The organism is Bacillus sp. PS196, from assembly GCF_037963555.1.
In the GTDB taxonomy this organism is placed as follows: domain Bacteria; phylum Bacillota; class Bacilli; order Bacillales; family Bacillaceae; genus Bacillus; species Bacillus subtilis.
The window spans coordinates 3187304-3213793 of sequence record NZ_CP150159.1 but is presented as its reverse complement, the minus strand read 5'-3'; the positions used below and the strand labels follow the sequence as shown (position 1 = coordinate 3213793).

The following is a 26490-nucleotide window of genomic DNA, read 5'->3' as shown; positions in this document are numbered from 1 at the left end:
TTTTCGAAGGGTGGATGATGATGTATATTCCAAAATATTTTAAAGTCACAAATGCTGAAGAAATTTGGAATTTTGTACAAGAAAACTCCTTTGGTACGATTGTCACAACAGAACAAGGAAAACCAATTGCCACACATTTGCCGTTAGGATTCAATAAAAAAGACGATCATTACTATATTACGGGGCATTTCGCTTATGGAAATCCTCAGTGGAGAACGTTTGAAGCCTGTGAAGATGTGCTTGTGATGTTTCAGGGACCGCACGCTTATATTTCTTCTTCCTGGTATTCGCGCGAAAATGTTCCGACGTGGAATTATCAGGCTGTCCACATGTATGGAAAAGCAAGTATGTTAGAGAAAGATGAATTAGCAGAAGAATTAACAATCATGCTGGAGAAATACGAAAAACATCGTGACAATCCTGTTTTATGGGATAAGCTTTCTCCAAAACTCTTAGAACGTGAATTGAAAGGTATCGTTGGATTTAAGATTAAGGTGGAAGACATTCAAGCGGCATATAAATTAAGCCAGAACCGAAATGAAACGGATTATATGAACATCATTGAACAGTTGCAAAATGAAGAAAATCCAAATGCAAAACAAATGGCAGAACTGATGGAAAATAAATTCAAAAAGCAAATATAAGCTTACTTTGCTGAAGAAGTAGCAGAAAACGCCAACTCAAGCGGAGAACCGCTGACTTGGCGTTTTTTTATGATTAATATTTATCCCCATTAAAAATGGAATTCTTCACAATCACATAATCCACATTGCGGATGGCGTCAAGCTTTGTTCCGCCTGCATAAGAAATAGAAGATTGAAGATCCTGCTCCATTTCAATCAGTGTATCCTTGATTGAGCCTTTATGCGCCACGTGCATTTTTTTGCCTTCGACATTTTTCTTTTCGCCTTTTTGGAATTCAGAGGCTGAGCCGAAGTACTCCTTGTAAAGCTTTCCGTCTTTTTCGATCGTTTGGCCTGGCGACTCTTCGTGTCCGGCAAATAGTGAACCGATCATGACCATCGTTGCGCCGAATCGGATTGATTTTGCGATGTCGCCATGGGTACGGATGCCGCCATCCGCGATAATCGGTTTGCTGGCAGCCTTGGCACACCAGCGCAGCGCCGCTAATTGCCAGCCGCCTGTGCCGAAGCCTGTTTTGATTTTCGTAATACATACTTTTCCCGGTCCGATGCCGACTTTAGTGGCATCCGCTCCCGCATTTTCAAGCTCTCTGACCGCTTCTGGCGTTCCGACATTGCCAGCAATAACAAAGCTGTCCGGCAAATGTTTTTTAAGGTGCTGGATCATTTCAATGACAGCATTTGAGTGCCCGTGAGCAATGTCAATTGTCACGTATTCAGGCGTCAGATTTTCTTCTGCCAGCTGGCGGACAAATTCATACTCCTCATCTTTGACGCCCACGCTGATAGAAGAGAATAACCCGCGTGCGTTCATATCTTTAATAAAATCAATTCGTGTCTCAGGCTCAAATCGGTGCATGACATAAAAGTAGCCATTTTCGGCTAATTGAATCGCTAGCTTTTCATCTATAATCGTCTGCATATTGGCAGGGACGACGGGTAATTTAAATGTACGTCCGCCTAAACGTACGGATGTATCACATTCTGAACGGCTATTTACAATGCATTTTGCAGGAATTAGCTGAATATCTTCGTAATCAAATACGTTTTCCATGGTTTTCACTCCTAAAAACGAATATTTAAAAGTATAATATATGAAATGTTCGCCTTATATAATGTACTCTGTTTTATTTAGGATGTCAAACATTATGATTTGCTGGCAGGTGTGGTGCAAGTGCCGAAGCTTGTCATGCAGGGTGAGTTTAGGTATCATAGTTTTAACGAATGGTCTTAGAGAGCGGATCAAAACGCGAATGATATACGTTCAGCAAAGCTTGGTCGTTCAGCACCAGGCTTTCTTTATGGCATGGACATGGGAAAGGAGCGAATAAGATGGCCCAAAACGAAGAAAAAACACCGAAGTCCCAAAAGATTCAGGACCGCATTATTATGGCAATGATCTGGGTAGTCGCAGCCCTTGTGATTGCGCTGGTTGTAGGAACTGCATTGAATTATATAAATATCTTCAAATAAAAAAGGAGCTGTGTCGCAGACACAAGCTCTCTTTTTTTATTATTTATTTTCAAAAAGACTTGTTGAGTGAAGAGGCTGTACGCGGGCTTTCGGGTCCATGTAAGCCTTGGCGTTGTTCACTGCTGTCGGTGCCTCGCCGAAGCCGCTGGCAATCAGGTTGACTTTTCCTTCGTATGTACAAATGTCACCTGCTGCAAAGAAGCCTTCGATATTTGTTTCCATTGTTGATTTTACGACAATGGAATTTTTCTCGATGTCCAGGCCCCAGTTTTTGATCGGTCCAAGAGATGAAACGAAACCGTAGTTGACGATTAAGTCATCAATTTCTAAAATCTCTTTGCGGTCGCCTTTCACTTCTTCAAGCACTAGCTGTTCGATTTTGCCTTCGCCGATCAGCTCCGCAGGGACGAATGGTGTCAGGACATTAACCTTCGACGCATGAAGGTTTTCCACACTGTGCTCGTGCGCGCGGAACTTGTCGCGGCGGTGAATGATCGATACTTCTTTTGCGATTGGCTCAAGCATAAGCGCCCAGTCAACCGCGGAATCTCCACCGCCAAGGATCGCAACGCGTCTGCCGGAGAATTTTTGCAGATCATCAACGAAGTAATGGAGGTTTTTGCCTTCATACTGCTCGGCATTTTCAAGTTCCAGCTTTCTCGGTTTGAATGCGCCGTTTCCTGCAGTGATGATGACCGTTTTAGAGTAGTGGGTTTCTTCATTTGTTACAAGCTTAAACACGCCGTCCGCTTGTTTCTCAACAGATTCAACCGCTTGCTCCAGACAAATGGTTTGGTCGAATTTCGCCATTTGCTCTTTTAGGTTATTGATAAGCTCTTGCGCACGGATTTTCGGGAATCCCGCTACATCATATATATACTTCTCAGGGTATAGGGCGCTAAGCTGTCCGCCGAGCTGAGGCAGGCTTTCGATAATTTTGACGCTTGCCTGTCTCATCCCGCCGTAAAAAGCGGTGAATAAGCCGACCGGTCCCCCGCCTATAATTGTAATATCATAAACCTTTGTATCCTCTCGCATACGAAAATTGCCTCCTAAATGAAAATTGTTATTAATTATACCATATTGCCGTTCAAATTGACGAGTCAGCAGAAAAAATCGTAAGGATCTAACGTGCCCATCCGTTCTTGAAAATATTTCCGCAGGCCGCTACGATAATAACCAAATGAAATGATCTTTTTCTGAATGTTTCTTGGGCCAGCCGGATAAACATGATAATAGTGCTACGGGTAAGGACTTCACAAAAAACTTTTCAATATATTTCATAAAATCCCGCCAATAAGCTGAAGCTAACACAAATGATGATTTTATTATGGGTCTAACAAAAGCAAAAAAAGAGAAGGTGGATGTGATGGCATTGAATAAGCCCAAAATCGTGATTTTAGGTGCAGGATATGGCGGATTGATGACGGTGACAAGGCTGACGAAGTATGTCGGGCCGAATGATGCTGACATTACGCTTGTAAATAAACACAATTATCATTATGAAACGACATGGATGCATGAAGCGAGCGCGGGTACGCTCCATCATGACCGCTGCCGTTATCAGATAAAAGATGTAATCAACCAGTCACGGGTGAATTTTGTACAGGATACCGTAAAGGCAATCAAAATTGATGAGAAAAAAGTTGTGCTTGCGAATGGAGAATTGCAGTACGATTATTTAGTCATCGGGCTCGGCGCCGTGCCTGAAACGTTCGGCATTAAAGGCTTAAAAGAATATGCGTTTCCGATTGCCAACATCAACACGTCGCGCCTGCTGCGGGAACATATTGAGCTGCAGTTTGCGACTTACAATACGGAAGCGGAAAAACGGCCGGACAGGTTAACGATCGTTGTTGGCGGTGCCGGATTTACGGGAATTGAATTTCTTGGCGAACTGGCTGCTCGCGTGCCGGAGCTCTGTAAGGAATATGACGTTGACAGAAGCCTTGTCCGCATCATTTGTGTGGAAGCAGCGCCGACCGTTTTGCCGGGCTTTGATCCGGAACTTGTTGATTACGCCGTACATTATCTTGAGGAAAACGGAGTTGAGTTCAAGATCGGAACGGCTGTACAAGAATGTACACCAGAAGGAGTCAGAGTCGGCAAAAAAGATGAAGAACCAGAGCAGATCAAATCGCAAACCGTTGTATGGGCGGCAGGTGTCCGCGGCCATCCGATTGTGGAGGAAGCCGGTTTTGAGAATATGCGCGGCCGAGTCAAAGTCAACCCTGATCTCCGCGCCCCGGGACATGACAATGTCTTTATTCTCGGCGACAGCTCGCTGTTTATGAATGAAGATACAGAGCGCCCGTATCCGCCGACTGCGCAAATTGCAATGCAGCAGGGCATAACGGTCGCTAAAAACCTTGGCAGGCTTATTAAAGGCGGAGAGCTTGAGGAATTCAAGCCGGACATTAAGGGAACAGTGGCTTCTCTTGGCGAGCATAACGCGGTTGGGGTTGTTTATGGCAGAAAGCTGAAAGGCACGCCCGCTTCGTTTATGAAAAAAGTCATTGATAACCGCTCACTGTTTATGATTGGCGGACTCGGACTGACATTGAAAAAAGGCAAGTTCAAGTTTTTCTAAAAACCCGCGGAAGCGGGTTTTCTTTATTAAAAAACGCCAAAATAAAAAGAGAACGAGAGGAAAACAAGTATGTTTCCGCTTACATCAAAAGATTTGTCACATGATCTGACTTTATTGTTGACAGCTTGATATGGTATATTATCAGAAAATTTAGAAAAAGGGTGATGATTAGATGAAAACTGCAACGACAACCGCTTCACATGCATGCCCATTTTGTTCAGGGAAAGGATATTTTCAATTGATTCTCGGCGGTTCAGAGACTTGTCCGTCTTGCCAGGGGACAGGAAAAGACAGTCATTCTTTTTCCAGCCGTTGACTTTATTTCAGCCCCCGCGTTACACTAAAAACAACGCAGGGGGGTGGAATAGGTTGATTAGTCTGCCAGTCGTAATCATCTCAATTGTTTTGTTTTTTGTCTTGTTTTTTGGAATCGGTTTCTTATTAAACATGCTGCTGAGAATGTCTTGGATTATGGCTGTGATTTATCCAATTGTATGCCTTTTCATTATCAGCAAAGAAAAGCTGATCAGCTATGTCCAGTCGCCGGGAGAATCCTTTGCCAGCCTGTTTCATCGTGTCTTATCATTAGCGGCTGCTGATGTGCTGATTTTAGTCAGCGGTTTGGCCGGCGCCATCGTGTCCGGTATAGCGATCAACATGCTCAGAAAAAGAGGATATCAAATGTTTTAAATGCCGCTTTCTTCTAAAGAAAGCTTTTTTTATGCGTTCAGCTCATTCACCATTTTGAATAATGCTCTCTCCACTTGGGAACAATGATTCGGAGGAGAGGTGAATGATGTTGAATATGATCAGACGTTTGCTGATGACCTGTTTATTTCTGCTTGCATTTGGCACGACATTTTTATCAGTGTCAGGAATTGAAGCGAAGGACTTGTCAAAATGGGTGCAGGAACATCAGGAAAAGCACTTGAAGCATGCAGGACTGACATTAAAAGCATTGCAGCAGAAACAAACACAAACCACGTCCGCGGCTGAGGATAAAACAAAACCGTTAGAAGAGGCATTTGATTGGAATGAATATCCAGTCCAAAGAGTAACAGCAACAGGCTACACAGCAGGAGCTGAGTCGACGGGCAAAAATCCCGGTGATCCATTATACGGGCTTACATATTCAGGTGTGAAAGTGAAACGGGATTTATATTCCACGGTTGCTGCTGACCCGTCCGTTTTTCCGATCGGAACAATTTTATTCATTCCGAACTACGGTCTCGGAGTTGTGGCCGACACAGGATCAGCTATTAAGGGAAACCGCCTTGATCTGTACTTTGAGACAGTCAAAGATGTATACAATGAATGGGGCAAAAAAACCCTTGATGTATATGTGATTAAAAAGGGAACGGGAAAGATTACCGAGGATGAGCTTGAGAAGCTCAATGAAACAAAATCTTTGCAAGTGTTCAGAAATCAATATAAAACTGTGAAAGAATAAAACGCTCCAGCGAAAGCAGGAGCGTTTTTTTACATGAAAAAGTAAGCGAGTACCAATGTCAGTAAAATACCTGTTAGGCCTCCGAAAAAGACTTCGATCGGCTGATGTCCGAGAAGCTCTTTCAGCTTTTTTTGCTTTTCTTTCTCTGCAGCCTTAGGGAAGTCCTTCGCTTCATTTACGAAACGGTTAAAATCAATAACAAGCTTATTAATGACTGTTGCCTGCTCACCGGCGTGGCGTCTGACGCCAGTTGCGTCAAACATGGTTATGACGGCGAAAATGGCGGAAACCGCAAAGAGTGAGGAGTCTAATCCATGCTCCAAGGCTACGCCTGTAGAAAGCGCAGTGACCGCTGCGGAGTGAGAGCTCGGCATGCCGCCTGTGCTTGTGACCAGCGACCAGTCCAGTTTTCTGGACACGATAAACTGTATGGGCACTTTGATGACCTGAGCAAAAATAATTGCGGCCAGGCTTGATAATAAAGGAAAATTCGTTAAAAGTTCCATCGGCGACATCCTTTCTATTTGAAAAATCCTTCGTGTTTCAAAAGAAAAAAGCAAGTCTTAGACTGTTGTTTGTTAAAATAAGTATAGTGGAAAGAATGTTTTTCCTATTATACCATTGTTCATTACAAATACCCATTACGTTAGGAGTGTAAGCCTCATGTTTTATGCGGTTCAACAATCAGAGCATACAGAAACCCTTGTTGTCGGGCTTTTTCAAAAAAGCCAGCTGACAGGAAAAGCGTTGGAAATTGATGAAATGCTCGAAGGCCATCTGACACAGCTTTTAAAAGAGGGTGATGTCTCTGCGAAACCGAATCAAGTATCAAAAGTATTCCCTCCATCTTCTGCGGGTATGAAACGGATTTATTTCGTTGGCCTGGGGAGAGAAGCAAATTATTCGTTTGAACAGGCGAAGGAACGTTTTGCTCATGTTTTTCAAGCCATTCATAAAGATCGAAAACAAGAAACTGCTGTTCTGCTTGATACGTTTATTTCGGAAGACGTGCCTCCAGCCGATGCCGCTCATGCTTTAGCTGAGAGCTGCCTGCTTGCTTCCTATGAGGTGCAGGATTATAAGCACAAATCAAATGAGCCTGACAAACAAATTGAAGCCGTGTATGTTGTAACAGATGAAGATACACAGGAAGTGCAGGCCGGGCTTCGCGTCGGCCAGGCATACGGACAAGGGACAAATTCGGCTAGAACGCTTGTGAATATGCCGGGAAACATGCTGACAGCGACTGACCTCGCTTCGTATGCTGAAGAGCTTGCGGCGAAATATGATTTTGAGTGTGAGATATTGGAGAAATCAGAGATGGAAGAGCTCGGTATGGGCGGAATACTTGCGGTAAACCAAGGCTCCACCGAACCGCCGAAAATGATTGTGTTGAAATATCAGGGCAAAAAGGAATGGGAGGACGTGGTCGGACTAGTCGGGAAAGGAATTACCTTTGACACAGGCGGCTACTCCATTAAAACGAAATCTGGAATTGTCGGCATGAAATCAGATATGGGAGGAGCAGCTGCGGTTCTCGGTGCTATGGAAACGATCGGAGAGCTTCGTCCTGAGCAAAACGTGCTGTGCGTTATTCCATCAACCGATAATATGATCTCCGGCGGGGCCATGAAGCCGGATGACGTGATCGTATCTTTAAGCGGAAAAACAATAGAAATCCTTAATACGGATGCTGAAGGAAGGCTAGTGCTTGCAGATGGCATTACATACGCGAAACAGCATGGCGCGTCAGTTCTTGTCGATGTAGCTACGCTTACCGGCGGCGTCGTTGTGGCATTAGGAACTGAAACAACCGGTGCAATGACAAATGATCAAAGCTTTTACCAGCAGGTAGCTGATGCTGCACAAGAGTGCGGCGAGGCGATCTGGCAGCTGCCGATAACAGAGAAGGATAAAAAACGCGTGAAAAGCAGCCAAATGGCGGATCTCAACAATTCACCGGGACGCGAGGGACATGCGATTATGGCAGGAACGTTTCTTGGTGAATTCGCTGAGTCAACACCTTGGGTTCACCTTGATATTGCAGGAACAGCGACTGCCAATAAAGCAACCTGCTTCGGGCCGGCCGGGGCTACTGGCGTTATGGCAAGAACACTGGCTACACTTGCGGAGCGATTTACATTGGAAGAAGATAAAAACGAGTAATGAAAAATCCCTGCTGTATGATGCGGCAGGGATTTTTTCTTCCGAAATCTTTAGTTGACTAAAGTGGATCGGTTATGATACGATACGTTCGTACTTTATTTATCTACTACATTAGCAAACTAAAGGATTTTTGGAGGGGTATCATCATGAATGCAGTCGTCATCGCAGTCCTGCTTATGCTTGTATTAAGCCTGCTGCGTGTCAATATTGTTATCGCATTAATTATAGGCGCCTTGGCCGGCGGGTTAACAGGCGGGCTCGGTCTTGGCGAAACGGTTAAAGCTTTCACAGACGGTCTCGGCGGAAATGCCACCGTTGCAGTTAGCTATGCCATGCTTGGCGCGTTTGCCGCCGCTTTGACGAAAACGGGTCTTCCGGACGCAATGGTGGAAGCCTCCGTTAAATTAATCGGAAATAAAGAAGATTCTCGAAAAAAAGCACTGTCTAAGGTGCTGATTGTGCTGATTATTTTAATTGTATCTTGTTTTTCGCAAAACGTCGTTCCGGTTCACATCGCGTTTATCCCGGTGCTGATTCCGCCGCTTTTGAAAATCTTTAATGAACTTGAAATGGACCGCCGTCTGATCGCGTGTGTAATTACATTTGGCTTAACGGCTCCTTATATTTTGCTTCCGGTCGGTTTCGGCCAAATCTTCCAAGGCATGCTGAAGGACAATATGGCGGATGCCGGGTTAAACGTTCCGCTTGCTGATATTCCGTACGCACTGATTATTCCAGTTGCAGGTATGGTTGTCGGCCTTATTTTATCAGTGATCGTATACCGTAAACCGAAACAATATGAAACAAAAGACATTTCAGGTGCAGAAGCATCGCCATATACGAGAAAAAGTATTGGTATCGCGGTTCTAGCCATTGTTGTGTCACTCGGCGTCCAGCTTTACTTATCTCAGACTTTGGGAGTAGAAGGAATGATTATGGGGGCGCTCGCTGGTCTGATTGTTCTGTTTGTCAGCGGTGTGATGAAGCGTGATGAAGCGGACTCACTGATTACTGATGGAATGGTTTTAATGGCCTTTATCGGCTTTGTCATGCTTGTTGCAGCCGGGTTTTCAAACGTATTGACGAAAACCGGAGATGTCGAGTCACTGGTCAAAACGTCAGCTGGTTTTATCGGACACAGTCAGTCCTTGGGCGCATTGCTGATGCTCATTGTCGGCTTATTAATTACAATGGGGATCGGATCTTCTTTTGCGACCATTCCTGTTATCACAACCATTTTCGTGCCTCTATGCATGCAGCTTGGATTCAGCCCGATGGCAACGATTGCGATTATCGGGGCTGCTGCTGCGCTTGGCGATGCCGGTTCACCTGCCAGTGACAGTACGCTTGGGCCGACTTCAGGTTTGAGTGCGGACGGCCAGCATCACCACATTTGGGATACTTGTGTGCCGACATTTATATTTTATAATATTCCGCTTGTCATCTTTGGCTGGATTGCAGCGCTTGTTTTATAGGAAAAAGGCTCCCCTTTACTGGGGAGCCTTTTCTCGTTATGATAAAAAAACCGTCCAATAGAACGGTTTTTACGTAGATGATATGTGATTTCTGTTAAAGCCGGTTGCTTTATGAATAGAGCGGTAGATTGCTGGAGCGATAAACGACAGTATCACAGCCAGCGCTGTATCTTTTACCATAAACCAAATCATAAAGCCCCAAGCCGTGCCGTAGCTCACTGGCGTATGAATCCACAGCTTCAGTGCAAGATACATATAGGTAGTGCCGATGAGATACATGATCGCCGTTCCGATAAGTGAAGCAATGAGAAATCGAATTTTACTTGGCTGAATGTTTCGTTCTAAAAACCATCCCGCTGCAAATGCTGCCGGAATGTATGAGATAATAAACCCGCCGCTTTTCCCTGCAAACGGTGCGAAGCCTGCTGAAAATTGAGCAAACACAGGCGCTCCGGCCAATCCCACAAGTGCATATACAATCATGGCAATCGCTGCCCGTTTGCTGCCAAGAAGCAAAGCTGCCAAGAGACAGAAAAACGGCTGCATCGAAAGCGGAATGCCGGCTACTTGTAAAAAGGGTGCTACTGATGTAATGTTGGCCCCGACAGCCATAAGTGCGGCGAACATGCCAATCAGCGCCATATCTCCCGCACGAAGTTTACGTTGTTTCATCGTTGTTCCCCCTTAGGTTGACATACACAATCATAGAGTAATAAAGAACAAAAAGATTGTCAACATGATTTTAATTTAGGTTAACAAAAAGGAGGCCCATATGTATTTCGGAAAAACAAGACAGTCCGATCAATCTGGAAGAGTGCCGCCAAATCAAAACGTCACCACTTCATTTCCTGTGCTTCATACCGGAGATGTCCCATATTACGAAGATATGACGAAATGGAATCTTCAAGTATACGGTTTGGTTGACCATCCGATGCTGCTAAGCTTTGAAGATGTCAAAGCCTTTCCACGGTATGAATCGAAAAATGACATTCATTGCGTCACGGGATGGTCAAGGCTTGATAATGTGTGGCAAGGCGTGCGGGCTTGTGATATAGCGGAAAAAGCGGGTGTAAAAGAAGAAGCGGGCTACGTCATTTTACATGCTGAAGAGGGCTGGACGACCAATCTGCCGCTTGATGATTTCTTAGCGGAAACTTCCCTTCTGGCTTATGCGCATAATGGCGAACCTTTAACCCCTGAACACGGCTTTCCGCTGCGGGGTGTATTTCCGCATCTGTATTTTTGGAAAAGCGCCAAGTGGCTGCGCGGCATCCAATTTACGAAAGAAAATCATCCTGGCTTTTGGGAGCGGAATGGCTATCACATGAGAGGCGATCCTTGGCAAAATCAAAGGTTTACATGGGATTAAGGTTCTATTTCAAATAGGACAATCCGCATCTTTATTGGGTTTTTACTTCCATATTGATAGTCTGCAGGTACCTTATTTGATCAAGGTGCCTTTTTTATTCGGGAAAAAGTTGACTTTCTTTGGAAGAAAACCTATTATTTGAGGTGTCTAGTTGATAGTGAAAATCATTATCATACATTGCGGTTTAGTTTAAGGAGAGGAATGTCGTACTGCATGAAAGAGCAAACAACAGACCGGACAAATGGCGGGACATCAAACGCATTTACGATTCCTGGTACGGAAGTGCGTATGATGTCTTCACGCAATGAAAACCGTACCTATCACATTTTTATCTCGAAACCTAGTACGCCGCCGCCACCCGCTGGTTATCCTGTGATTTATCTGCTGGATGCCAATTCTGTCTTCGGAACGATGACGGAAGCCGTTCGAATACAGGGACGCCGACCCGAAAAAACCGGGGTGATCCCTGCAGTGATCGTCGGCATTGGCTATGAGACAGCGGAGCCGTTCTCTTCAGCACGCCACCGGGATTTTACAATGCCAACAGCCCAATCGAAGCTGCCGGAAAGGCCCGACGGCAGAGAATGGCCGGAGCATGGCGGAGCGGAGGGCTTTTTCAGATTTATTGAAGAGGATTTAAAACCGGAGATAGAACGAGATTACCAGATTGATAAAAAAAGACAAACAATCTTTGGCCATTCGCTCGGAGGGCTTTTCGTGCTGCAGGTGCTGCTAACAAAGCCCGATGCGTTTCAAACGTATATCGCGGGAAGTCCGTCCATTCATTGGAATAAACTGTTTATTCTCGAGAAAACGGACCATTTCGTCTCTCTCACCAAGACAAACAATCAGCCTATCAATATCCTGCTTGCCGCAGGAGAATTGGAGCAGCATCATAAAAGCCGGATGAACGACAATGCGAGGGAGCTTTATGAGCGGCTGGCCGTTTTATCTGAACAAGGCATACGGGCGGAATTTTGCGAGTTTTCAGGAGAAGGACATATTTCAGTTCTTCCTGTTTTGGTCAGCCGGGCGCTGCGTTTTGCGCTTCACCCTGACGGACCGCATCTTTCAATGGGCTGAGACATACTCAGCCTTGCCTTTAAAAAATATTTGTCACTGAAATTATATTTGACTGTCACATGACATTTGGATATGATTATTTTTATAATTGATAATGATAATCATTATCAATAGATTGCGTTTTTCAAGGCGCAGCAGTCTTTTGCGCTGGATGTCTGTTCGGCATTTAGAGCGAAGAAAGGAATTGATGATATGAATGCAAAGGGTATAGAGGGAAAAATTGCTTTTATAACAGGGGCTGCCCAAGGAATAGGCGAAGCTGTTGCGCGGACGCTTGCCAGTCAAGGCGCACATATTGCGGCAGTTGATTATAATCCTGAAAAGCTGGAAAAGGTTGTGAGCAGCCTCAAAGCAGAAGGCCGCTATGCAGAAGCTTTTCCTGCGGATGTGAGAGACAGCGCGGCGATTGACGAGATCACGGCGCGCATCGAACGTGAAATGGGGCCGATTGATATTTTAGTGAATGTAGCGGGTGTCCTTCGCCCGGGACTGATCCATTCGCTTAGCGATGAGGAATGGGAGGCGACGTTCTCAGTGAATTCGACTGGCGTATTTAACGCCTCGCGTTCAGTCAGCAAATATATGATGGACCGAAGATCGGGTTCGATTGTAACAGTCGGATCGAATGCTGCCGGTGTACCAAGAACATCTATGGCGGCATATGCGTCTTCAAAGGCTGCGGCTGTGATGTTTACGAAATGCCTTGGCCTTGAGCTTGCAGAATACAATATTCGCTGCAACATTGTATCTCCCGGATCAACGGAAACAGACATGCAGTGGTCATTATGGGCCGACGAGAATGGAGCGGAGCAAGTCATAAAAGGATCACTTGAGACATTTAAAACAGGGATCCCGCTCAAAAAACTAGCCAAGCCTTCGGATATTGCGGATGCGGTGCTCTTTTTGGTTTCTGGCCAGGCAGGGCATATTACGATGCATAACTTATGCGTAGATGGCGGCGCGACCTTAGGCGTGTAACTGAATTTAAAGGAGGTTCATGAGAATGTTGGATCAAAACGTTATAACAGAAACAAAAGCGGAGCATTTGCTTCATGAATATCAGCCGGGCGCCTTTTTCTTAGCGTCTCCTCATCGTGTACTGTTAGCGAAAGGCATATGTGAAATCGTACCGGAGGCAGACGGGCAAAACCAAATGGAAACCCTTTCTGGCCGAATTGCAGAGGCGTTACGTCAGGCAAAACAATCAGGGCAAAGCCGGCCGCTTGTTGTCGGGGCCGTTCCTTTTGATCAAGTAAAAGCAGCGCGGCTCGTTGTACCTGAAGAAGTGCGCTGGTCAGGACCGCTTCAATTTGATCATGAGGAAGAGGAACAGCAGGCTGGGCATACATACCACATAAAGCCTGTTCCTGAACCTGAGGATTATAAAAATGGTGTTGAACAAGGGCTGGCACGCATTGCCGATGGAACACTCAGCAAAATCGTTCTGTCCAGGTCGCTGCATTTGACATCGCCTGAACCGATTCAGACGGATGAATTGCTTCGCCATCTGGCTCAGCATAACTCGCATGGCTACACGTTTGCCGCAGACGTGTCCAGTCAGGAGGAAACGTCTCCCCGCCGAACATTGCTCGGAGCAAGTCCGGAGCTTCTCGTTTCAAGGATGGGAACACAGGTCGTTTCCAACCCATTAGCCGGCTCAAGGCCGCGCAGTAATGATCCTGTTGAAGACCAGCGCCGGGCAGCTGAATTGCTTTCTTCCGCAAAGGATCTTCATGAGCACGCGGTTGTCGCTGACGCGGTTGCGGCAGCGCTGAGACCTTTCTGCCGGACGCTGGAGGTTCCGGAGAAGCCTTCACTGATCAAAACGGAAACGATGTGGCACCTGTCCAGCGTGATTAAGGGAGAGCTTTCCGACCCGTCTGTAACCGCACTTGAATTGGCGGCGGCTCTCCACCCGACGCCAGCAGTCTGCGGAACACCGACTGATCTTGCAAGAGAAGCGATTCTCAGCATTGAACCATTTGACCGCGGTTTCTTTACCGGCATGGTCGGATGGTGTGACGATGCCGGTGACGGAGAATGGATCGTGACCATCCGTTGTGCAGAAGCAGAAGAACGCTCACTCCGCCTGTATGCTGGAGCTGGTGTTGTGGCCGGTTCAAAGCCTGAGGACGAGCTTCAGGAGACGTCCGCAAAGTTTCGGACAATGCTGCGGGCAATGGGCGTGGATCACATATGAACAGAATGAATTGCTGGAGGGATACAACATGCTGAAAGGATTTACGCCTTGGCCTGATGAGTTAGCTGAGACCTATCGAAAGAACGGCTGCTGGGCCGGTGAGACGTTTGGAGATTTGTTAAGGGACCGGGCAGCCAAATATGGTGATCGCATTGCCATTACATGCGGAAACACCCATTGGAGCTATCGAGAGCTTGACACAAGGGCTGATCGCCTGGCTGCCGGATTTCAAAAGCTCGGCATTCAACAGATGGATCGTGTTGTGGTGCAGTTGCCAAATATCAAAGAGTTTTTTGAAGTCATTTTCGCGCTTTTCCGTCTGGGGGCGCTTCCAGTCTTCGCACTGCCTTCTCATCGAAGCAGTGAAATTACATATTTTTGCGAGTTTGCTGAAGCGGCTGCATATATCATTCCCGACGCTTATTCCGGTTTTGACTACCGTTCGCTTGCCAGACAGGTTCAAAGCAAGCTGCCGACTTTGAAAAACATCATTGTCGCAGGTGAGGCAGAGGAATTTTTACCGCTGGAGGATTTGCATGCAGAACCTGTAAAACTGCCTGAAGTCAAATCATCGGATGTGGCGTTCCTCCAGCTTTCTGGCGGGAGCACCGGGCTATCGAAACTGATTCCGAGGACCCACGATGACTACATATACAGCCTGAAGCGGAGTGTGGAGGTCTGCTGGCTCGACCACAGCACGGTGTACTTGGCCGCGCTGCCGATGGCACACAATTATCCGCTGAGCTCACCCGGCGTTCTCGGCGTATTATACGCTGGAGGAAGAGTGGTATTATCTCCTTCTCCAAGTCCAGATGACGCATTTCCTTTAATTGAACGGGAAAAGGTCACGATAACCGCTCTTGTTCCGCCTCTTGCGATGGTATGGATGGATGCGGCATCCTCACGCCGTGATGATTTATCCAGCCTTCAAGTGCTGCAGGTCGGCGGTGCCAAGTTTAGTGCTGAAGCCGCGCGCAGGGTAAAAGCTGTTTTCGGCTGCACGCTGCAGCAGGTGTTCGGAATGGCAGAGGGTCTCGTCAATTATACGAGATTGGATGATCCTGAGGAGATCATTGTCAACACCCAAGGAAAACCGATGTCTCCATATGATGAAGTGCGTGTTTGGGATGATCATGATCGCGACGTAAAACCTGGTGAAACAGGCCATCTGCTGACGCGGGGGCCGTATACAATTCGAGGTTACTATAAGGCAGAAGAGCATAACGCCGCTTCATTTACTGAGGACGGTTTTTACCGTACGGGTGATATCGTCAGGCTGACACGAGACGGCTATATTGTCGTTGAAGGCCGGGCGAAGGATCAAATTAACCGTGGAGGAGAAAAGGTTGCCGCTGAAGAGGTAGAAAATCATCTGCTGGCGCATCCGGCTGTCCATGATGCGGCAATGGTCTCCATGCCTGATCAATTTCTTGGCGAAAGATCTTGTGTGTTCATTATTCCCCGGGATGAAGCCCCAAAAGCCGCAGAGCTTAAAGCATTTTTGAGAGAGCGCGGACTGGCGGCATATAAAATCCCTGATCGAGTTGAATTTGTCGAATCCTTCCCGCAGACAGGAGTAGGAAAAGTCAGCAAAAAAGCGCTCCGTGAAGCCATTTCCGAGAAGCTTCTTGCAGGATTAAAAAAATAAAACAACAATTTGAGAGGAAGTGTTCATATGGCTATACCTGCCATTCAGCCGTATCAAATGCCGACAGCATCTGATATGCCGCAAAACAAAGTATCATGGGTGCCTGATCCGAATCGGGCTGTCTTGTTAATACACGATATGCAAAACTATTTTGTTGATGCTTTCACAGCGGGAGCGTCTCCGGTAACAGAGCTTTCAGCGAATATACGAAAGCTGAAGAATCAATGTGTTCAGCTTGGGATTCCTGTTGTCTATACCGCACAGCCGGGAAGCCAAAATCCGGATGACCGTGCGCTGCTGACAGACTTTTGGGGCCCGGGATTAAACAGCGGTCCTTATGAGGAGAAAATTATAACCGAGCTGGCACCAGAGGATGATGATCTTGTGCTGACAAAATGGAGATACAGCGCGTTTAAGAGAACGAATCTGCTTGAAATGATGCGCAAAGAGGGACGCGATCAGCTGATCATTACAGGAATTTACGCCCATATCGGCTGTCTTGTTACAGCATGTGAAGCATTTATGGAGGATATTAAAGCCTTTTTTGTGGGAGATGCAGTTGCTGATTTTTCATTAGAAAAACATCAAATGGCGCTGGAATATGCGGCTGGACGCTGTGCGTTTACCGTGATGACTGACAGTCTTCTTGATCAGCTGCAGAATGCGCCGGCAGACGTTCAAAAAACGTCAGCAAACACTGGCAAAAAGAACGTGTTTACATGTGAGAATATCCGTAAACAAATTGCTGAGCTTCTACAAGAAACACCGGAAGACATCACAGATCAAGAGGATTTGCTCGATCGTGGTCTTGATTCGGTAAGGATCATGACATTGGTGGAACAATGGCGCCGTGAAGGGGCAGAGGTGACTTTCGTGGAATTGGCTGAACGCCCAACGATCGAAGAATGGCAGAAATTGCTCACAACCCGCAGCCAGCAAGTGCTGCCAAACGCGGATTATTTATAAAAGGAGGGTAAACAAACGGATGCCTGATACAAAAGATCTTCAATATTCTTTGACCGGGGCGCAAACTGGCATATGGTTTGCTCAGCAGCTTGATCCGGACAATCCAATCTACAATACAGCGGAATATATAGAAATCAATGGACCAATCAATATTGCTCTTTTTGAAGAAGCTTTGCGGCACGTGATCAAGGAAGCGGAATCGCTGCATGTCCGCTTCGGTGAAAATATGGACGGGCCTTGGCAGATGATAAACCCGTCTCCGGATGTACAGCTGCACGTCATTGACGTCAGCTCTGAGCCTGATCCGGAAAAAACAGCATTAAACTGGATGAAAGCTGATTTAGCAAAGCCGGTTGATTTAGGGTATGACCCTTTGTTCAATGAAGCTCTGTTTATTGCCGGGCCTGATCGTTTCTTTTGGTATCAGCGCATTCACCATATAGCGATCGACGGCTTCGGTTTTTCCCTGATAGCCCAGCGTGTGGCAAGTACATATACTGCCCTTATAAAAGGACAAACAGCTAAAAGCCGTTCCTTTGGGTCTCTCCAGGCCATTTTGGAGGAGGATACAGATTATCGCGGATCAGAGCAGTATGAGAAGGATCGTCAATTCTGGCTGGACCGTTTTGCAGATGCACCTGAAGTTGTGAGCTTGGCTGATCGGGCGCCAAGAACATCTAACAGTTTTCTTCGTCATACGGCATATCTGCCTCCGTCTGATGTAAACGCGTTAAAAGAAGCGGCGCGCTATTTCTCAGGAAGCTGGCATGAAGTCATGATTGCGGTGTCAGCTGTTTATGTGCACCGTATGACCGGCTCTGAGGATGTTGTGCTCGGCCTGCCCATGATGGGTCGGATAGGGTCCGCGTCACTGAATGTACCGGCTATGGTGATGAACCTTCTCCCGCTCCGGCTGACGGTAAGCTCTTCGATGAGCTTTTCTGAACTGATTCAGCAAATTTCCCGGGAAATCCGCAGTATTCGGCGACATCATAAGTATCGCCATGAAGAGCTTAGGCGCGATCTGAAATTGATAGGAGAAAATCATAGATTATTTGGCCCTCAAATCAATCTTATGCCGTTTGATTACGGTCTCGACTTTGCCGGCGTCCGGGGCACAACGCATAATCTTTCAGCCGGTCCTGTTGATGATCTATCAATCAATGTATATGACAGAACAGACGGCAGCGGGCTGCGAATTGATGTTGATGCGAATCCCGAGGTATACAGTGAGTCTGATATTAAGCTTCATCAGCAGCGTATTTTGCAGCTGCTGCAAACGGCTTCTGCCGGAGAGGACATGCTGATTGGGCAAATGGAGCTTCTGTTGCCAGAGGAGAAAGAAAAAGTCATTTCTAAATGGAATGAGACGGCAAAATCCGAGAAGCTGGTCAGCCTTCAGGACATGTTCGAAAAGCAGGCAGTTCTTACGCCAGAACGTATCGCTCTCATGTGTGATGACATTCAAGTCAACTATCGAAAGCTCAATGAAGAGGCAAACCGCCTCGCGCGTCTGTTGATCGAAAAAGGGATTGGTCCGGAGCAATTTGTCGCTTTGGCGCTGCCACGTTCCCCTGAGATGGTGGCCTCAATGCTTGGTGTGCTCAAGACTGGTGCGGCGTATCTCCCACTTGATCCGGAGTTTCCAGCCGACCGCATTTCTTACATGCTGGAGGATGCGAAACCTTCATGCATCATAACGACTGAGGAAATAGCAGCCAGTCTGCCTGATAACCTGGCTGTACCGGAGCTTGTGCTTGATCAGGCTGTTACACAGGAGATTATAAAACGCTATTCGCCGGAAAATCCGGATGTATCGGTTTCTCTTGACCATCCTGCGTATATCATCTATACCTCAGGATCAACAGGAAGACCGAAGGGTGTCGTTGTGACACAGAAAAGCTTAAGCAATTTTCTGCTGTCCATGCAGGAGGCATTTTCTCTAGGAGAAGAAGACAGGCTGTTGGCTGTGACGACTGTCGCTTTTGATATTTCAGCATTGGAGTTATATCTTCCGCTGATTAGCGGAGCGCAAATTGTGATCGCAAGGAAAGAAACGATCCGTGAGCCGCATGCATTAGCTCAAATGATTGAAAATTTCGATATTAACATCATGCAGGCGACACCGACACTGTGGCACGCTTTGGTAACGAGTGAACCTGAGAAACTTCGGGGGCTTAGAGTGCTTGTAGGAGGCGAGGCGCTGCCGAGCGGTCTTTTGCAGGCGCTTCAAGACCTTCATTGTTCAGTCACGAACTTATACGGTCCCACTGAAACAACGATTTGGTCTGCCGCAGCTTTTCTTGAAGAAGGGCTGAAGGGCGTTCCTCCGATTGGGAAACCGATTTGGAACACGCAGGTGTATGTGCTTGATAATGGATTGCAGCCGGTGCCGCCGGGCGTTGTCGGAGAGCTTTATATTGCAGGAACCGGCTTGGCCAGAGGTTATTTCCATCGCCCTGATTTAACGGCGGAGCGCTTCGTTGCAGATCCATACGGACCGCCGGGAACTCGGATGTATCGGACCGGAGACCAGGCCCGCTGGCGCGCCGATGGGTCTTTGGATTATATCGGGCGGGCGGATCATCAAATCAAAATTCGCGGATTCCGAATTGAACTTGGAGAAATTGATGCCGTGCTTGCCAATCACCCGCACATTGAACAGGCCGCGGTTGTCGTACGGGAAGATCTGCCGGGAGACAAACGATTGGCGGCTTATGTAGTCGCTGATGCTGCTATTGATACTGCAGAGCTTCGTCGTTATATGGGGGCTAGTCTTCCTGATTATATGGTACCGTCGGCGTTTGTGGAGATGGACGAGCTGCCGTTAACACCTAATGGCAAGCTTGACCGGAAAGCACTGCCGGCACCAGACTTCAGCACATCTGTCAGTGATCGGGCCCCTCGGACTCCTCAGGAAGAGATATTGTGTGACTTGTTTGCAGAGGTTCTCGGTTTGGCACGCGTCGGTATCGATGACAGTTTCTTCGAGCTTGGGGGCCATTCTCTTCTTGCAGCCCGTCTGATGGGCCGCATTCGCGAGGTAATGGGAGCCGAACTTGGTATCGCCAAGCTCTTTGACGAACCGACAGTAGCCGGACTCGCAGCCCATCTTGATTTGGTGCAGAGTGCACGTCCCGCTTTGCAGAGAGCTGAGCGGCCTGAAAAGATCCCGCTCTCATTTGCCCAGCGCCGGCTATGGTTCCTGCATTGTCTGGAAGGACCGAGTCCTACTTATAATATTCCGGTTGCTGTCCGTTTGTCAGGTGAGTTGGATCAAGGATTGCTGAAAGCGGCACTTTATGACCTCGTCCGCCGTCATGAAAGTCTTCGGACGATCTTCCCTGAATCACAGGGGACATCCTATCAGCATATTTTAGATGCCGATCGAGCCTGTCCCGAGTTACATGTTACTGAAATTGCTGAGAAGGAGCTTTCTGATCGGCTTGCCGAAGCTGTACGCTACAGCTTTGATCTTGCAGCTGAACCTGCTTTTCGTGCCGAGCTTTTTGTGATCGGTCCTGACGAGTACGTGCTGCTTCTTCTCGTCCATCATATTGTCGGGGACGGCTGGTCCTTAACACCGCTGACCAGAGACCTTGGGACAGCTTATGCGGCTCGCTGCCACGGACGATCTCCCGAATGGGCGCCTCTTGCTGTGCAGTATGCAGACTATGCGCTTTGGCAGCAAGAACTGCTTGGAAACGAGGATGATCCAAATAGCTTGATTGCCGGACAGCTTGCTTTCTGGAAAGAAACCTTGAAAAACCTGCCTGATCAGCTTGAACTGCCAACCGATTATTCACGTCCGGCTGAGCCGAGTCATGATGGAGATACGATTCATTTTCGTATTGAGCCCGAGTTTCACAAGCGATTGCAGGAGCTGGCTCGCGCAAATAGGGTGAGCCTGTTTATGGTGCTTCAATCCGGTCTCGCCGCTTTATTGACAAGGCTCGGGGCGGGCACCGATATTCCGATCGGCAGTCCGATCGCGGGACGGAATGATGATGCGCTGGGCGATCTTGTAGGGCTGTTCATTAATACATTGGTGCTCAGAACTGATACGTCCGGTGACCCAAGCTTTCGTGAGCTTCTAGACAGAGTACGGGAAGTGAATCTGGCCGCCTATGACAATCAGGATCTGCCGTTTGAGAGACTTGTAGAGGTGCTCAATCCGGCTCGTTCGCGTGCGACGCATCCTTTATTCCAAATCATGCTTGCGTTCCAAAACACACCGGACGCTGAACTGCATCTTCCTGATATGGAGAGCAGCCTGCGAATCAACAGTGTCGGTTCTGCCAAGTTTGATTTGACGCTGGAAATTAGTGAAGATCGCCTTGCTGACGGGACACCAAACGGAATGGAAGGACTGCTTGAATACAGCACTGATCTTTTCAAGCGGGAAACTGCTCAGGCTCTTGCTGACCGATTGATGCGCCTGTTGGAGGCTGCCGAGTCTGATCCTGACGAGCAAATCGGAAATCTGGATATTCTTGCGCCAGAGGAACGCAGCAGCATGGTGACTGATTGGCAAAGTGTATCTGAAAAGATTCCGCACGCATGTTTGCCAGAGCAATTTGAGAAGCAGGCTGCTTTACGTCCTGATGCCATTGCCGTTGTATATGAAAATCAGGCACTGAACTATGCAGAGCTGAATGAAAGAGCAAACCGGCTTGCCCGAATGCTGATTAGTGAAGGTGTCGGGCCGGAGCAATTTGTGGCATTGGCACTGCCCCGATCGTTGGAAATGGCTGTCGGCCTATTGGCGGTGCTAAAAGCCGGGGCAGCTTATCTCCCTCTTGATCCGGATTATCCGGCTGATCGAATTGCTTTTATGCTAAAAGATGCCCAGCCTGCGTTTATCATGACGAACACTAAAGCTGCAAATCACATTCCGCCAGTTGAAAACGTGCCGAAAATCGTGCTGGATGATCCCGAGCTGGCAGAGAAACTAAACACGTACCCTGCAGAGAATCCAAAAAATAAGGATAGGACTCAGCCGCTTTCGCCTTTGAATACGGCGTATGTCATTTATACATCCGGCTCAACAGGTGTTCCAAAAGGTGTGATGATTCCTCACCAAAATGTAACACGTTTATTTGCAGCGACCGAGCACTGGTTCCGTTTCAGCTCAGACGATATCTGGACCATGTTCCATTCCTATGCGTTTGATTTTTCGGTGTGGGAGATCTGGGGTCCTCTGCTGCATGGCGGACGTCTTGTAATCGTGCCTCACCACGTCAGCAGATCGCCAGAAGCGTTTCTGCGCCTGCTTGTCAAAGAGGGGGTGACTGTTCTGAACCAGACACCGTCTGCTTTCTATCAGTTTATGCAGGCGGAACGGGAACAGCCGGATCTCGGACAGGCACTCAGTCTGCGCTATGTCATTTTTGGCGGAGAAGCGCTTGAACTCAGCCGTTTAGAGGATTGGTACAACCGCCACCCTGAAAATAGACCGCAGCTTATCAATATGTATGGTATTACAGAAACGACGGTGCATGTGAGCTATATCGAATTAGACCGAAGCATGGCAGCTTTACGGGCAAACAGCTTGATCGGCTGCGGCATTCCCGATCTTGGTGTATACGTGCTGGATGAACGCCTGCAGCCGGTCCCGCCGGGTGTTGCCGGAGAGCTGTATGTATCAGGAGCGGGGTTAGCACGAGGTTATCTAGGCCGGCCTGGTTTAACATCTGAACGCTTCATAGCTGATCCGTTCGGTCCTCCAGGCACCCGGATGTACCGCACTGGGGATGTGGCCCGCCTCCGCGCTGACGGTTCTCTCGACTATGTCGGCCGTGCAGACCATCAAGTGAAAATTCGGGGATTCCGGATTGAATTGGGAGAAATTGAAGCCGCGCTTGTTCAGCATCCGCAGCTTGAAGATGCGGCAGTGATCGTTCGTGAGGATCAGCCGGGAGATAAACGGTTGGCAGCTTATGTCATCCCTTCGGAAGAAACATTTGATACGGCGGAACTGCGCAAATATGCTGCGGAGAGACTGCCGGATTACATGGTGCCTGCTGCCTTTGTGACGATGAAAGAATTGCCGCTGACACCGAATGGAAAGCTTGATCGTAAAGCACTGCCCGCTCCGGATTTCGCAGCGGCAGTGACAGGACGAGGACCGAGAACGCCGCAGGAAGAAATTCTCTGTGACCTCTTTATGGAGGTGCTTCACTTGCCGCGTGTCGGCATTGATGACCGTTTCTTTGATTTAGGCGGACATTCCTTGCTTGCTGTACAGCTCATGAGCCGCATTCGTGAAGCGCTCGGCGTTGAACTCAGCATCGGCAACTTGTTCGAAGCACCTACTGTAGCCGGACTCGCTGAAAGACTTGAAATGGGATCAAGCCAAAGCGCTCTTGACGTTCTGCTGCCGCTCCGAACAAGTGGAGACAAGCCTCCTTTATTCTGTGTTCATCCGGCAGGGGGGCTCAGCTGGTGTTATGCCGGTTTGATGACCAATATAGGAACAGATTATCCAATCTACGGCTTGCAGGCACGGGGAATCGGGCAGCGCGAGGAGCTTCCGAAAACACTTGATGACATGGCTGCCGATTACATTAAACAAATCCGAACGGTCCAGCCAAAAGGCCCGTACCATCTGCTGGGCTGGTCCCTGGGCGGGAATGTCGTTCAAGCGATGGCTACCCAGCTGCAAAATCAAGGAGAAGAAGTATCCCTGTTGGTGATGCTGGACGCCTATCCGAACCACTTCCTTCCTATAAAAGAGGCACCGGATGATGAGGAAGCGCTTATTGCCCTTCTGGCGTTAGGCGGGTACGATCCAGACAGCTTAGGGGACAAACCGCTAGATTTTGAAGCGGCGATTGAGATTCTTCGCCGTGACGGCAGTGCGCTTGCGAGCCTGGATGAAACGGTCATTTTAAATTTGAAGAATACGTATGTCAATTCTGTCGGCATTTTAGGTTCCTATAAGCCGAAAACCTTCCGTGGAAATGTTTTGTTTTTCAGATCAACAATCATTCCTGAATGGTTTGACCCGATTGAACCTGACTCGTGGAAGCCTTATATTAACGGACAGATTGAACAAATCGACATCGACTGCCGTCATAAAGATCTATGTCAGCCGGAACCTCTGGCTCAAATCGGCGAGATTCTCGCTGTCAAATTGGAAGAGTTGAATAAATAAGGGAGGAGAAATAGAATGGCAAATCCTTTTGAAAATGCGGATGGCACATATTTGGTGCTGGTCAATGAAGAAGGCCAATATTCCCTATGGCCGGGTTTTATAGATGTGCCGAGCGGCTGGACAGTTGTTCATGAGGAAAAAGGGCGTGAAGCTTGTTTGGACTATATCCAATCGCATTGGAGCGATATGAGGCCAAACAGCCTAAAGACTGTTGAAAATGTGTAATCGTATCAAAAAGAGACTGCTCGCCGCAGTCTCTTTTTCTATCTTACGCAGACGTTTGAGTATGATCACAATCTCTGACCGGGTTTCCGTTTTCATCGGTACACCAAGATTGGGACAAAAACGCTAAAAACACAGCGGCCCACTGATCTGCAAACTGAATCAGAATACCCCCGTCATGCCAAGAGCCGTTGTCTTTTTTCCAGCGCGTATCCATTGCATTCCCTTGATTCATATGGATATTGTGCATTCCGTTAGTCGGGGTAAAGCCGAATATTTTATCTGCAGCCCGTTCAGGTCCGAATTTTGAACCAAATATATAAACCGGCGCTTTCTCATCTTGTGCTTTCTTCATATAGGTTTCAATAAAATCATTTAAATCATTATCAGGTCCCGTGATTTCATGAGGCAAAGGCTTCATTTCCCGCGGGTCAAACAAATTGCCCCGCACATAATCCAGTGCCACTTCACGGTTTGCTTCATTGATCCTTGTATATCCATACGGCATGTTCGGAAGGATGGTAATTGAGCCCGAATCAAACTGATCGTCAGCCAAATACAATACTTCAGATTCCTCAGAACTGGACATCACATTGATGGCGCACCTGTAATACGTATTCTCTTCACCGAGCATTTTGACTTGGAAATGAGGACTGTCATCATCTGTTTCCCGCTTCATGTCTAAGACTATGCCTTTTAACACGCCATATTGCTGAACAGCCATATGAATCCTCCTTTATGATCAACTTCATAGTCATAATTCGTGAAATGGTCTCTTTTTTCCTTTTAAAAAATAAAAAAGCCTGCAGAAATCTTTCTGCAAGCTCATTGTGAATTAAGCACCCGCCACAGATGATTCATCCTGTAAAGCTTTCTCGGCAGGAACATACTCATAGCCTAGATCTCTTGCTACAGCTTCATAGGTCACGTGTCCGTTTGCGGTGTTTAAACCCGCTCTCAGTGCCGCATTGTCTGCGAGCGCTTTTACTGCCCCTTTGTTCGCGATTTGCAGCGCGTATGGAACAGTAACGTTAGTCAGGGCGATTGTTGATGTACGAGGGACTGCGCCCGGCATGTTCGCTACAGCATAATGCACAACCCCGTGTTTTTCATATGTTGGCTGATCATGTGTTGTGATATGGTCGACAGTTTCGACGATGCCGCCTTGGTCGATCGCTACATCAACAATGACTGAACCGGGTTTCATTTGTTTTACCATTTCCTCAGTGACAAGAGTCGGAGCTTTAGCACCCGGAATTAATACCGCGCAAATGAGGAGATCCGCTTCCGCTACAGCATCAGCAATATTGACCGGATTAGAAATTAACGTTTTAATCTGATGACCGAAGATGTCATCAAGCTGGCGCAAGCGGTCTGCGTTTAAGTCAATGATCGTCACATCTGCACCGAGGCCGACAGCCATTTTCGCCGCGTTTGTTCCGACAACGCCTCCTCCGATAATCGTTACTTTTCCGCGAGAAACGCCCGGCACCCCGGCAAGCAGAATGCCTTTTCCGCCTTTAGGCTTTTCTAAGAATTGAGCGCCGATTTGCGCTGCCATTCTGCCCGCAACCTCTGACATTGGCGTGAGAAGAGGCAATGTCCGGCCTTCACTGACCGTTTCATATGCGATGGCAGTTACTCCTTTATCCTTCAAGGCCTGTGCAAGCTCAGGCTCAGCTGCTAAATGAAGGTACGTAAACAGCACAAGTCCTTTGCGGAAATAAACATATTCTTCCGGCAGCGGTTCTTTTACCTTCATGACCATTTCGGCGTCCCAGACCTGTTTCGGATCAGCGATGATTTCCGCTCCTGCTGACTCATAGGCTTCATTTTCAAATCCGCTTCCAAGGCCCGCGCCTGTTTCAACCAGCACCCGGTGGCCGTTTGAAATGAGCTGAGAAACGCCCCCGGGTGTTAATGCGACACGGTTTTCATTGTTTTTTATCTCTTTAGGAACCCCTATGATCATATCTGTCTCCTCCTGTATCTGTGATATTTTTAGTGTAGCTTGATATTTTGGAAAATTCTTTGTTTGATTAAGAAAA

At 47.5% G+C, this 26490-nt stretch carries 22 protein-coding genes; 16 read left to right on the top strand and 6 right to left on the bottom strand.

Features of this window, described 5'->3' with window-relative positions; all coding sequences use genetic code 11:
* Nucleotides 1-20 precede the first annotated feature (20 nt).
* Nucleotides 21-644, top strand: a complete 624-nt coding sequence (gene paiB / locus NST79_RS16755) for a protease synthase/sporulation negative transcriptional regulator PaiB (RefSeq protein WP_038427891.1) — start codon at nucleotides 21-23, stop codon at nucleotides 642-644.
* Nucleotides 645-717: 73 nt separating this feature from the next.
* Here the strand turns inward: paiB and guaC are convergent, their stop codons facing one another.
* On the bottom strand, nucleotides 718-1698 hold the full coding sequence (gene guaC, locus NST79_RS16750; RefSeq protein WP_029725886.1) for a GMP reductase: 981 nt from the start codon (nucleotides 1696-1698) through the stop codon (nucleotides 718-720).
* Nucleotides 1699-1976: 278 nt separating this feature from the next.
* On the opposite strand from guaC, the gene NST79_RS16745 reads away from it, so the two are divergent.
* The gene (locus NST79_RS16745; RefSeq protein WP_003228723.1) at nucleotides 1977-2117 is read left to right on the top strand and encodes a hypothetical protein; all 141 of its coding nucleotides are present in this window, start codon (nucleotides 1977-1979) and stop codon (nucleotides 2115-2117) included.
* A 39-nt stretch (nucleotides 2118-2156) separates the two neighbouring features.
* On the opposite strand, the gene yumC is transcribed toward NST79_RS16745, so the two are convergent.
* A complete protein-coding gene (gene yumC, locus NST79_RS16740) occupies nucleotides 2157-3155 on the bottom strand; it encodes a ferredoxin--NADP reductase 2 (protein WP_015251312.1) in 999 nt (332 codons plus the stop codon).
* Nucleotides 3156-3486: 331 nt separating this feature from the next.
* On the opposite strand from yumC, the gene NST79_RS16735 reads away from it, so the two are divergent.
* The 4 genes from NST79_RS16735 to spsC all read left to right on the top strand — a co-directional run bounded on the left by NST79_RS16735 (nucleotide 3487) and on the right by spsC (nucleotide 6157).
* Nucleotides 3487-4707: an NAD(P)/FAD-dependent oxidoreductase gene (locus NST79_RS16735; protein WP_010886605.1), complete on the top strand. Its 1221-nt coding sequence runs from the start codon at nucleotides 3487-3489 to the stop codon at nucleotides 4705-4707.
* Between the two features lie 172 nt (nucleotides 4708-4879).
* Nucleotides 4880-5023: a YuiA family protein gene (locus NST79_RS16730; protein ID WP_003243733.1), complete on the top strand. Its 144-nt coding sequence runs from the start codon at nucleotides 4880-4882 to the stop codon at nucleotides 5021-5023.
* A 53-nt stretch (nucleotides 5024-5076) separates the two neighbouring features.
* Nucleotides 5077-5397, top strand: a complete 321-nt coding sequence (locus tag NST79_RS16725; RefSeq protein ID WP_003243877.1) for a YuiB family protein — start codon at nucleotides 5077-5079, stop codon at nucleotides 5395-5397.
* A 103-nt stretch (nucleotides 5398-5500) separates the two neighbouring features.
* On the top strand, nucleotides 5501-6157 hold the full coding sequence (gene spsC, locus NST79_RS16720; protein WP_015251313.1) for a stationary phase survival protein SpsC: 657 nt from the start codon (nucleotides 5501-5503) through the stop codon (nucleotides 6155-6157).
* A 29-nt stretch (nucleotides 6158-6186) separates the two neighbouring features.
* Here the strand turns inward: spsC and NST79_RS16715 are convergent, their stop codons facing one another.
* The gene (locus tag NST79_RS16715) at nucleotides 6187-6663 is read right to left on the bottom strand and encodes a divergent PAP2 family protein (RefSeq protein ID WP_003244337.1); all 477 of its coding nucleotides are present in this window, start codon (nucleotides 6661-6663) and stop codon (nucleotides 6187-6189) included.
* A 157-nt stretch (nucleotides 6664-6820) separates the two neighbouring features.
* Between NST79_RS16715 and NST79_RS16710 the strand changes: the two genes are divergently transcribed.
* The gene (locus tag NST79_RS16710) at nucleotides 6821-8323 is read left to right on the top strand and encodes a leucyl aminopeptidase (protein WP_015251314.1); all 1503 of its coding nucleotides are present in this window, start codon (nucleotides 6821-6823) and stop codon (nucleotides 8321-8323) included.
* A 146-nt stretch (nucleotides 8324-8469) separates the two neighbouring features.
* Nucleotides 8470-9798: a Na+/H+ antiporter family protein gene (locus NST79_RS16705; RefSeq protein ID WP_003228736.1), complete on the top strand. Its 1329-nt coding sequence runs from the start codon at nucleotides 8470-8472 to the stop codon at nucleotides 9796-9798.
* A 69-nt stretch (nucleotides 9799-9867) separates the two neighbouring features.
* Here NST79_RS16705 and NST79_RS16700 read toward each other — a convergent pair whose 3' ends face one another.
* Complete coding sequence (locus NST79_RS16700; RefSeq protein ID WP_003228737.1) at nucleotides 9868-10470, bottom strand: BioY family transporter; 603 nt, start codon at nucleotides 10468-10470, stop codon at nucleotides 9868-9870.
* A 100-nt stretch (nucleotides 10471-10570) separates the two neighbouring features.
* On the opposite strand from NST79_RS16700, the gene NST79_RS16695 reads away from it, so the two are divergent.
* From NST79_RS16695 to NST79_RS16660, 8 genes are all read left to right on the top strand, one after another.
* A complete protein-coding gene (locus tag NST79_RS16695) occupies nucleotides 10571-11167 on the top strand; it encodes a sulfite oxidase-like oxidoreductase (RefSeq protein ID WP_003228739.1) in 597 nt (198 codons plus the stop codon).
* A gap of 213 nt (nucleotides 11168-11380) precedes the next feature.
* Nucleotides 11381-12250: an alpha/beta hydrolase gene (gene besA, locus NST79_RS16690; RefSeq protein ID WP_212059038.1), complete on the top strand. Its 870-nt coding sequence runs from the start codon at nucleotides 11381-11383 to the stop codon at nucleotides 12248-12250.
* Between the two features lie 192 nt (nucleotides 12251-12442).
* Complete coding sequence (locus tag NST79_RS16685; RefSeq protein WP_160221794.1) at nucleotides 12443-13228, top strand: 2,3-dihydro-2,3-dihydroxybenzoate dehydrogenase; 786 nt, start codon at nucleotides 12443-12445, stop codon at nucleotides 13226-13228.
* Between the two features lie 25 nt (nucleotides 13229-13253).
* Nucleotides 13254-14450, top strand: coding sequence for an isochorismate synthase DhbC (dhbC, locus tag NST79_RS16680; protein ID WP_212059040.1), 1197 nt, complete (start codon nucleotides 13254-13256; stop codon nucleotides 14448-14450).
* 28 nt (nucleotides 14451-14478) lie between these two features.
* Nucleotides 14479-16098: a (2,3-dihydroxybenzoyl)adenylate synthase gene (locus tag NST79_RS16675; RefSeq protein ID WP_029725883.1), complete on the top strand. Its 1620-nt coding sequence runs from the start codon at nucleotides 14479-14481 to the stop codon at nucleotides 16096-16098.
* 27 nt (nucleotides 16099-16125) lie between these two features.
* The gene (locus NST79_RS16670; RefSeq protein ID WP_003228749.1) at nucleotides 16126-17064 is read left to right on the top strand and encodes an isochorismatase; all 939 of its coding nucleotides are present in this window, start codon (nucleotides 16126-16128) and stop codon (nucleotides 17062-17064) included.
* Between the two features lie 19 nt (nucleotides 17065-17083).
* Nucleotides 17084-24220 (top strand): non-ribosomal peptide synthetase DhbF, encoded by a 7137-nt coding sequence (dhbF, locus tag NST79_RS16665; protein WP_212059042.1) that lies wholly within the window; start codon nucleotides 17084-17086, stop codon nucleotides 24218-24220.
* A gap of 15 nt (nucleotides 24221-24235) precedes the next feature.
* A complete protein-coding gene (locus NST79_RS16660; RefSeq protein WP_029725880.1) occupies nucleotides 24236-24445 on the top strand; it encodes an MbtH family protein in 210 nt (69 codons plus the stop codon).
* A 43-nt stretch (nucleotides 24446-24488) separates the two neighbouring features.
* On the opposite strand, the gene NST79_RS16655 is transcribed toward NST79_RS16660, so the two are convergent.
* Both NST79_RS16655 and ald read right to left on the bottom strand, forming a co-directional pair.
* Nucleotides 24489-25166 carry a YukJ family protein gene (locus NST79_RS16655; RefSeq protein WP_021480511.1) on the bottom strand — a complete coding sequence of 226 codons (678 nt, stop codon included), beginning with the start codon at nucleotides 25164-25166 and terminating at the stop codon, nucleotides 24489-24491.
* Nucleotides 25167-25277: 111 nt separating this feature from the next.
* Entirely contained in the window at nucleotides 25278-26414 is a 1137-nt protein-coding gene (gene ald / locus NST79_RS16650) for an alanine dehydrogenase (RefSeq protein WP_014480718.1), read from the bottom strand.
* Nucleotides 26415-26490: the final 76 nt, after the last annotated feature.

Bases quoted from the DNA above. Each gene is read 5' to 3' on its own strand.
- paiB (WP_038427891.1), top strand. From the start codon at position 21: ATGTATATTCCAAAATATTTTAAAGTCACAAATGCTGAAGAAATTTGG.
- guaC (WP_029725886.1), bottom strand. From the start codon at position 1,698: ATGGAAAACGTATTTGATTACGAAGATATTCAGCTAATTCCTGCAAAA.
- NST79_RS16745 (WP_003228723.1), top strand. From the start codon at position 1,977: ATGGCCCAAAACGAAGAAAAAACACCGAAGTCCCAAAAGATTCAGGAC.
- yumC (WP_015251312.1), bottom strand. From the start codon at position 3,155: ATGCGAGAGGATACAAAGGTTTATGATATTACAATTATAGGCGGGGGA.
- NST79_RS16735 (WP_010886605.1), top strand. From the start codon at position 3,487: ATGGCATTGAATAAGCCCAAAATCGTGATTTTAGGTGCAGGATATGGC.
- NST79_RS16730 (WP_003243733.1), top strand. From the start codon at position 4,880: ATGAAAACTGCAACGACAACCGCTTCACATGCATGCCCATTTTGTTCA.
- spsC (WP_015251313.1), top strand. From the start codon at position 5,501: ATGATGTTGAATATGATCAGACGTTTGCTGATGACCTGTTTATTTCTG.
- NST79_RS16715 (WP_003244337.1), bottom strand. From the start codon at position 6,663: ATGGAACTTTTAACGAATTTTCCTTTATTATCAAGCCTGGCCGCAATT.
- NST79_RS16710 (WP_015251314.1), top strand. From the start codon at position 6,821: ATGTTTTATGCGGTTCAACAATCAGAGCATACAGAAACCCTTGTTGTC.
- NST79_RS16705 (WP_003228736.1), top strand. From the start codon at position 8,470: ATGAATGCAGTCGTCATCGCAGTCCTGCTTATGCTTGTATTAAGCCTG.
- NST79_RS16700 (WP_003228737.1), bottom strand. From the start codon at position 10,470: ATGAAACAACGTAAACTTCGTGCGGGAGATATGGCGCTGATTGGCATG.
- NST79_RS16695 (WP_003228739.1), top strand. From the start codon at position 10,571: ATGTATTTCGGAAAAACAAGACAGTCCGATCAATCTGGAAGAGTGCCG.
- besA (WP_212059038.1), top strand. From the start codon at position 11,381: ATGAAAGAGCAAACAACAGACCGGACAAATGGCGGGACATCAAACGCA.
- NST79_RS16685 (WP_160221794.1), top strand. From the start codon at position 12,443: ATGAATGCAAAGGGTATAGAGGGAAAAATTGCTTTTATAACAGGGGCT.
- dhbC (WP_212059040.1), top strand. From the start codon at position 13,254: ATGTTGGATCAAAACGTTATAACAGAAACAAAAGCGGAGCATTTGCTT.
- NST79_RS16675 (WP_029725883.1), top strand. From the start codon at position 14,479: ATGCTGAAAGGATTTACGCCTTGGCCTGATGAGTTAGCTGAGACCTAT.
- NST79_RS16670 (WP_003228749.1), top strand. From the start codon at position 16,126: ATGGCTATACCTGCCATTCAGCCGTATCAAATGCCGACAGCATCTGAT.
- dhbF (WP_212059042.1), top strand. From the start codon at position 17,084: ATGCCTGATACAAAAGATCTTCAATATTCTTTGACCGGGGCGCAAACT.
- NST79_RS16660 (WP_029725880.1), top strand. From the start codon at position 24,236: ATGGCAAATCCTTTTGAAAATGCGGATGGCACATATTTGGTGCTGGTC.
- NST79_RS16655 (WP_021480511.1), bottom strand. From the start codon at position 25,166: ATGGCTGTTCAGCAATATGGCGTGTTAAAAGGCATAGTCTTAGACATG.
- ald (WP_014480718.1), bottom strand. From the start codon at position 26,414: ATGATCATAGGGGTTCCTAAAGAGATAAAAAACAATGAAAACCGTGTC.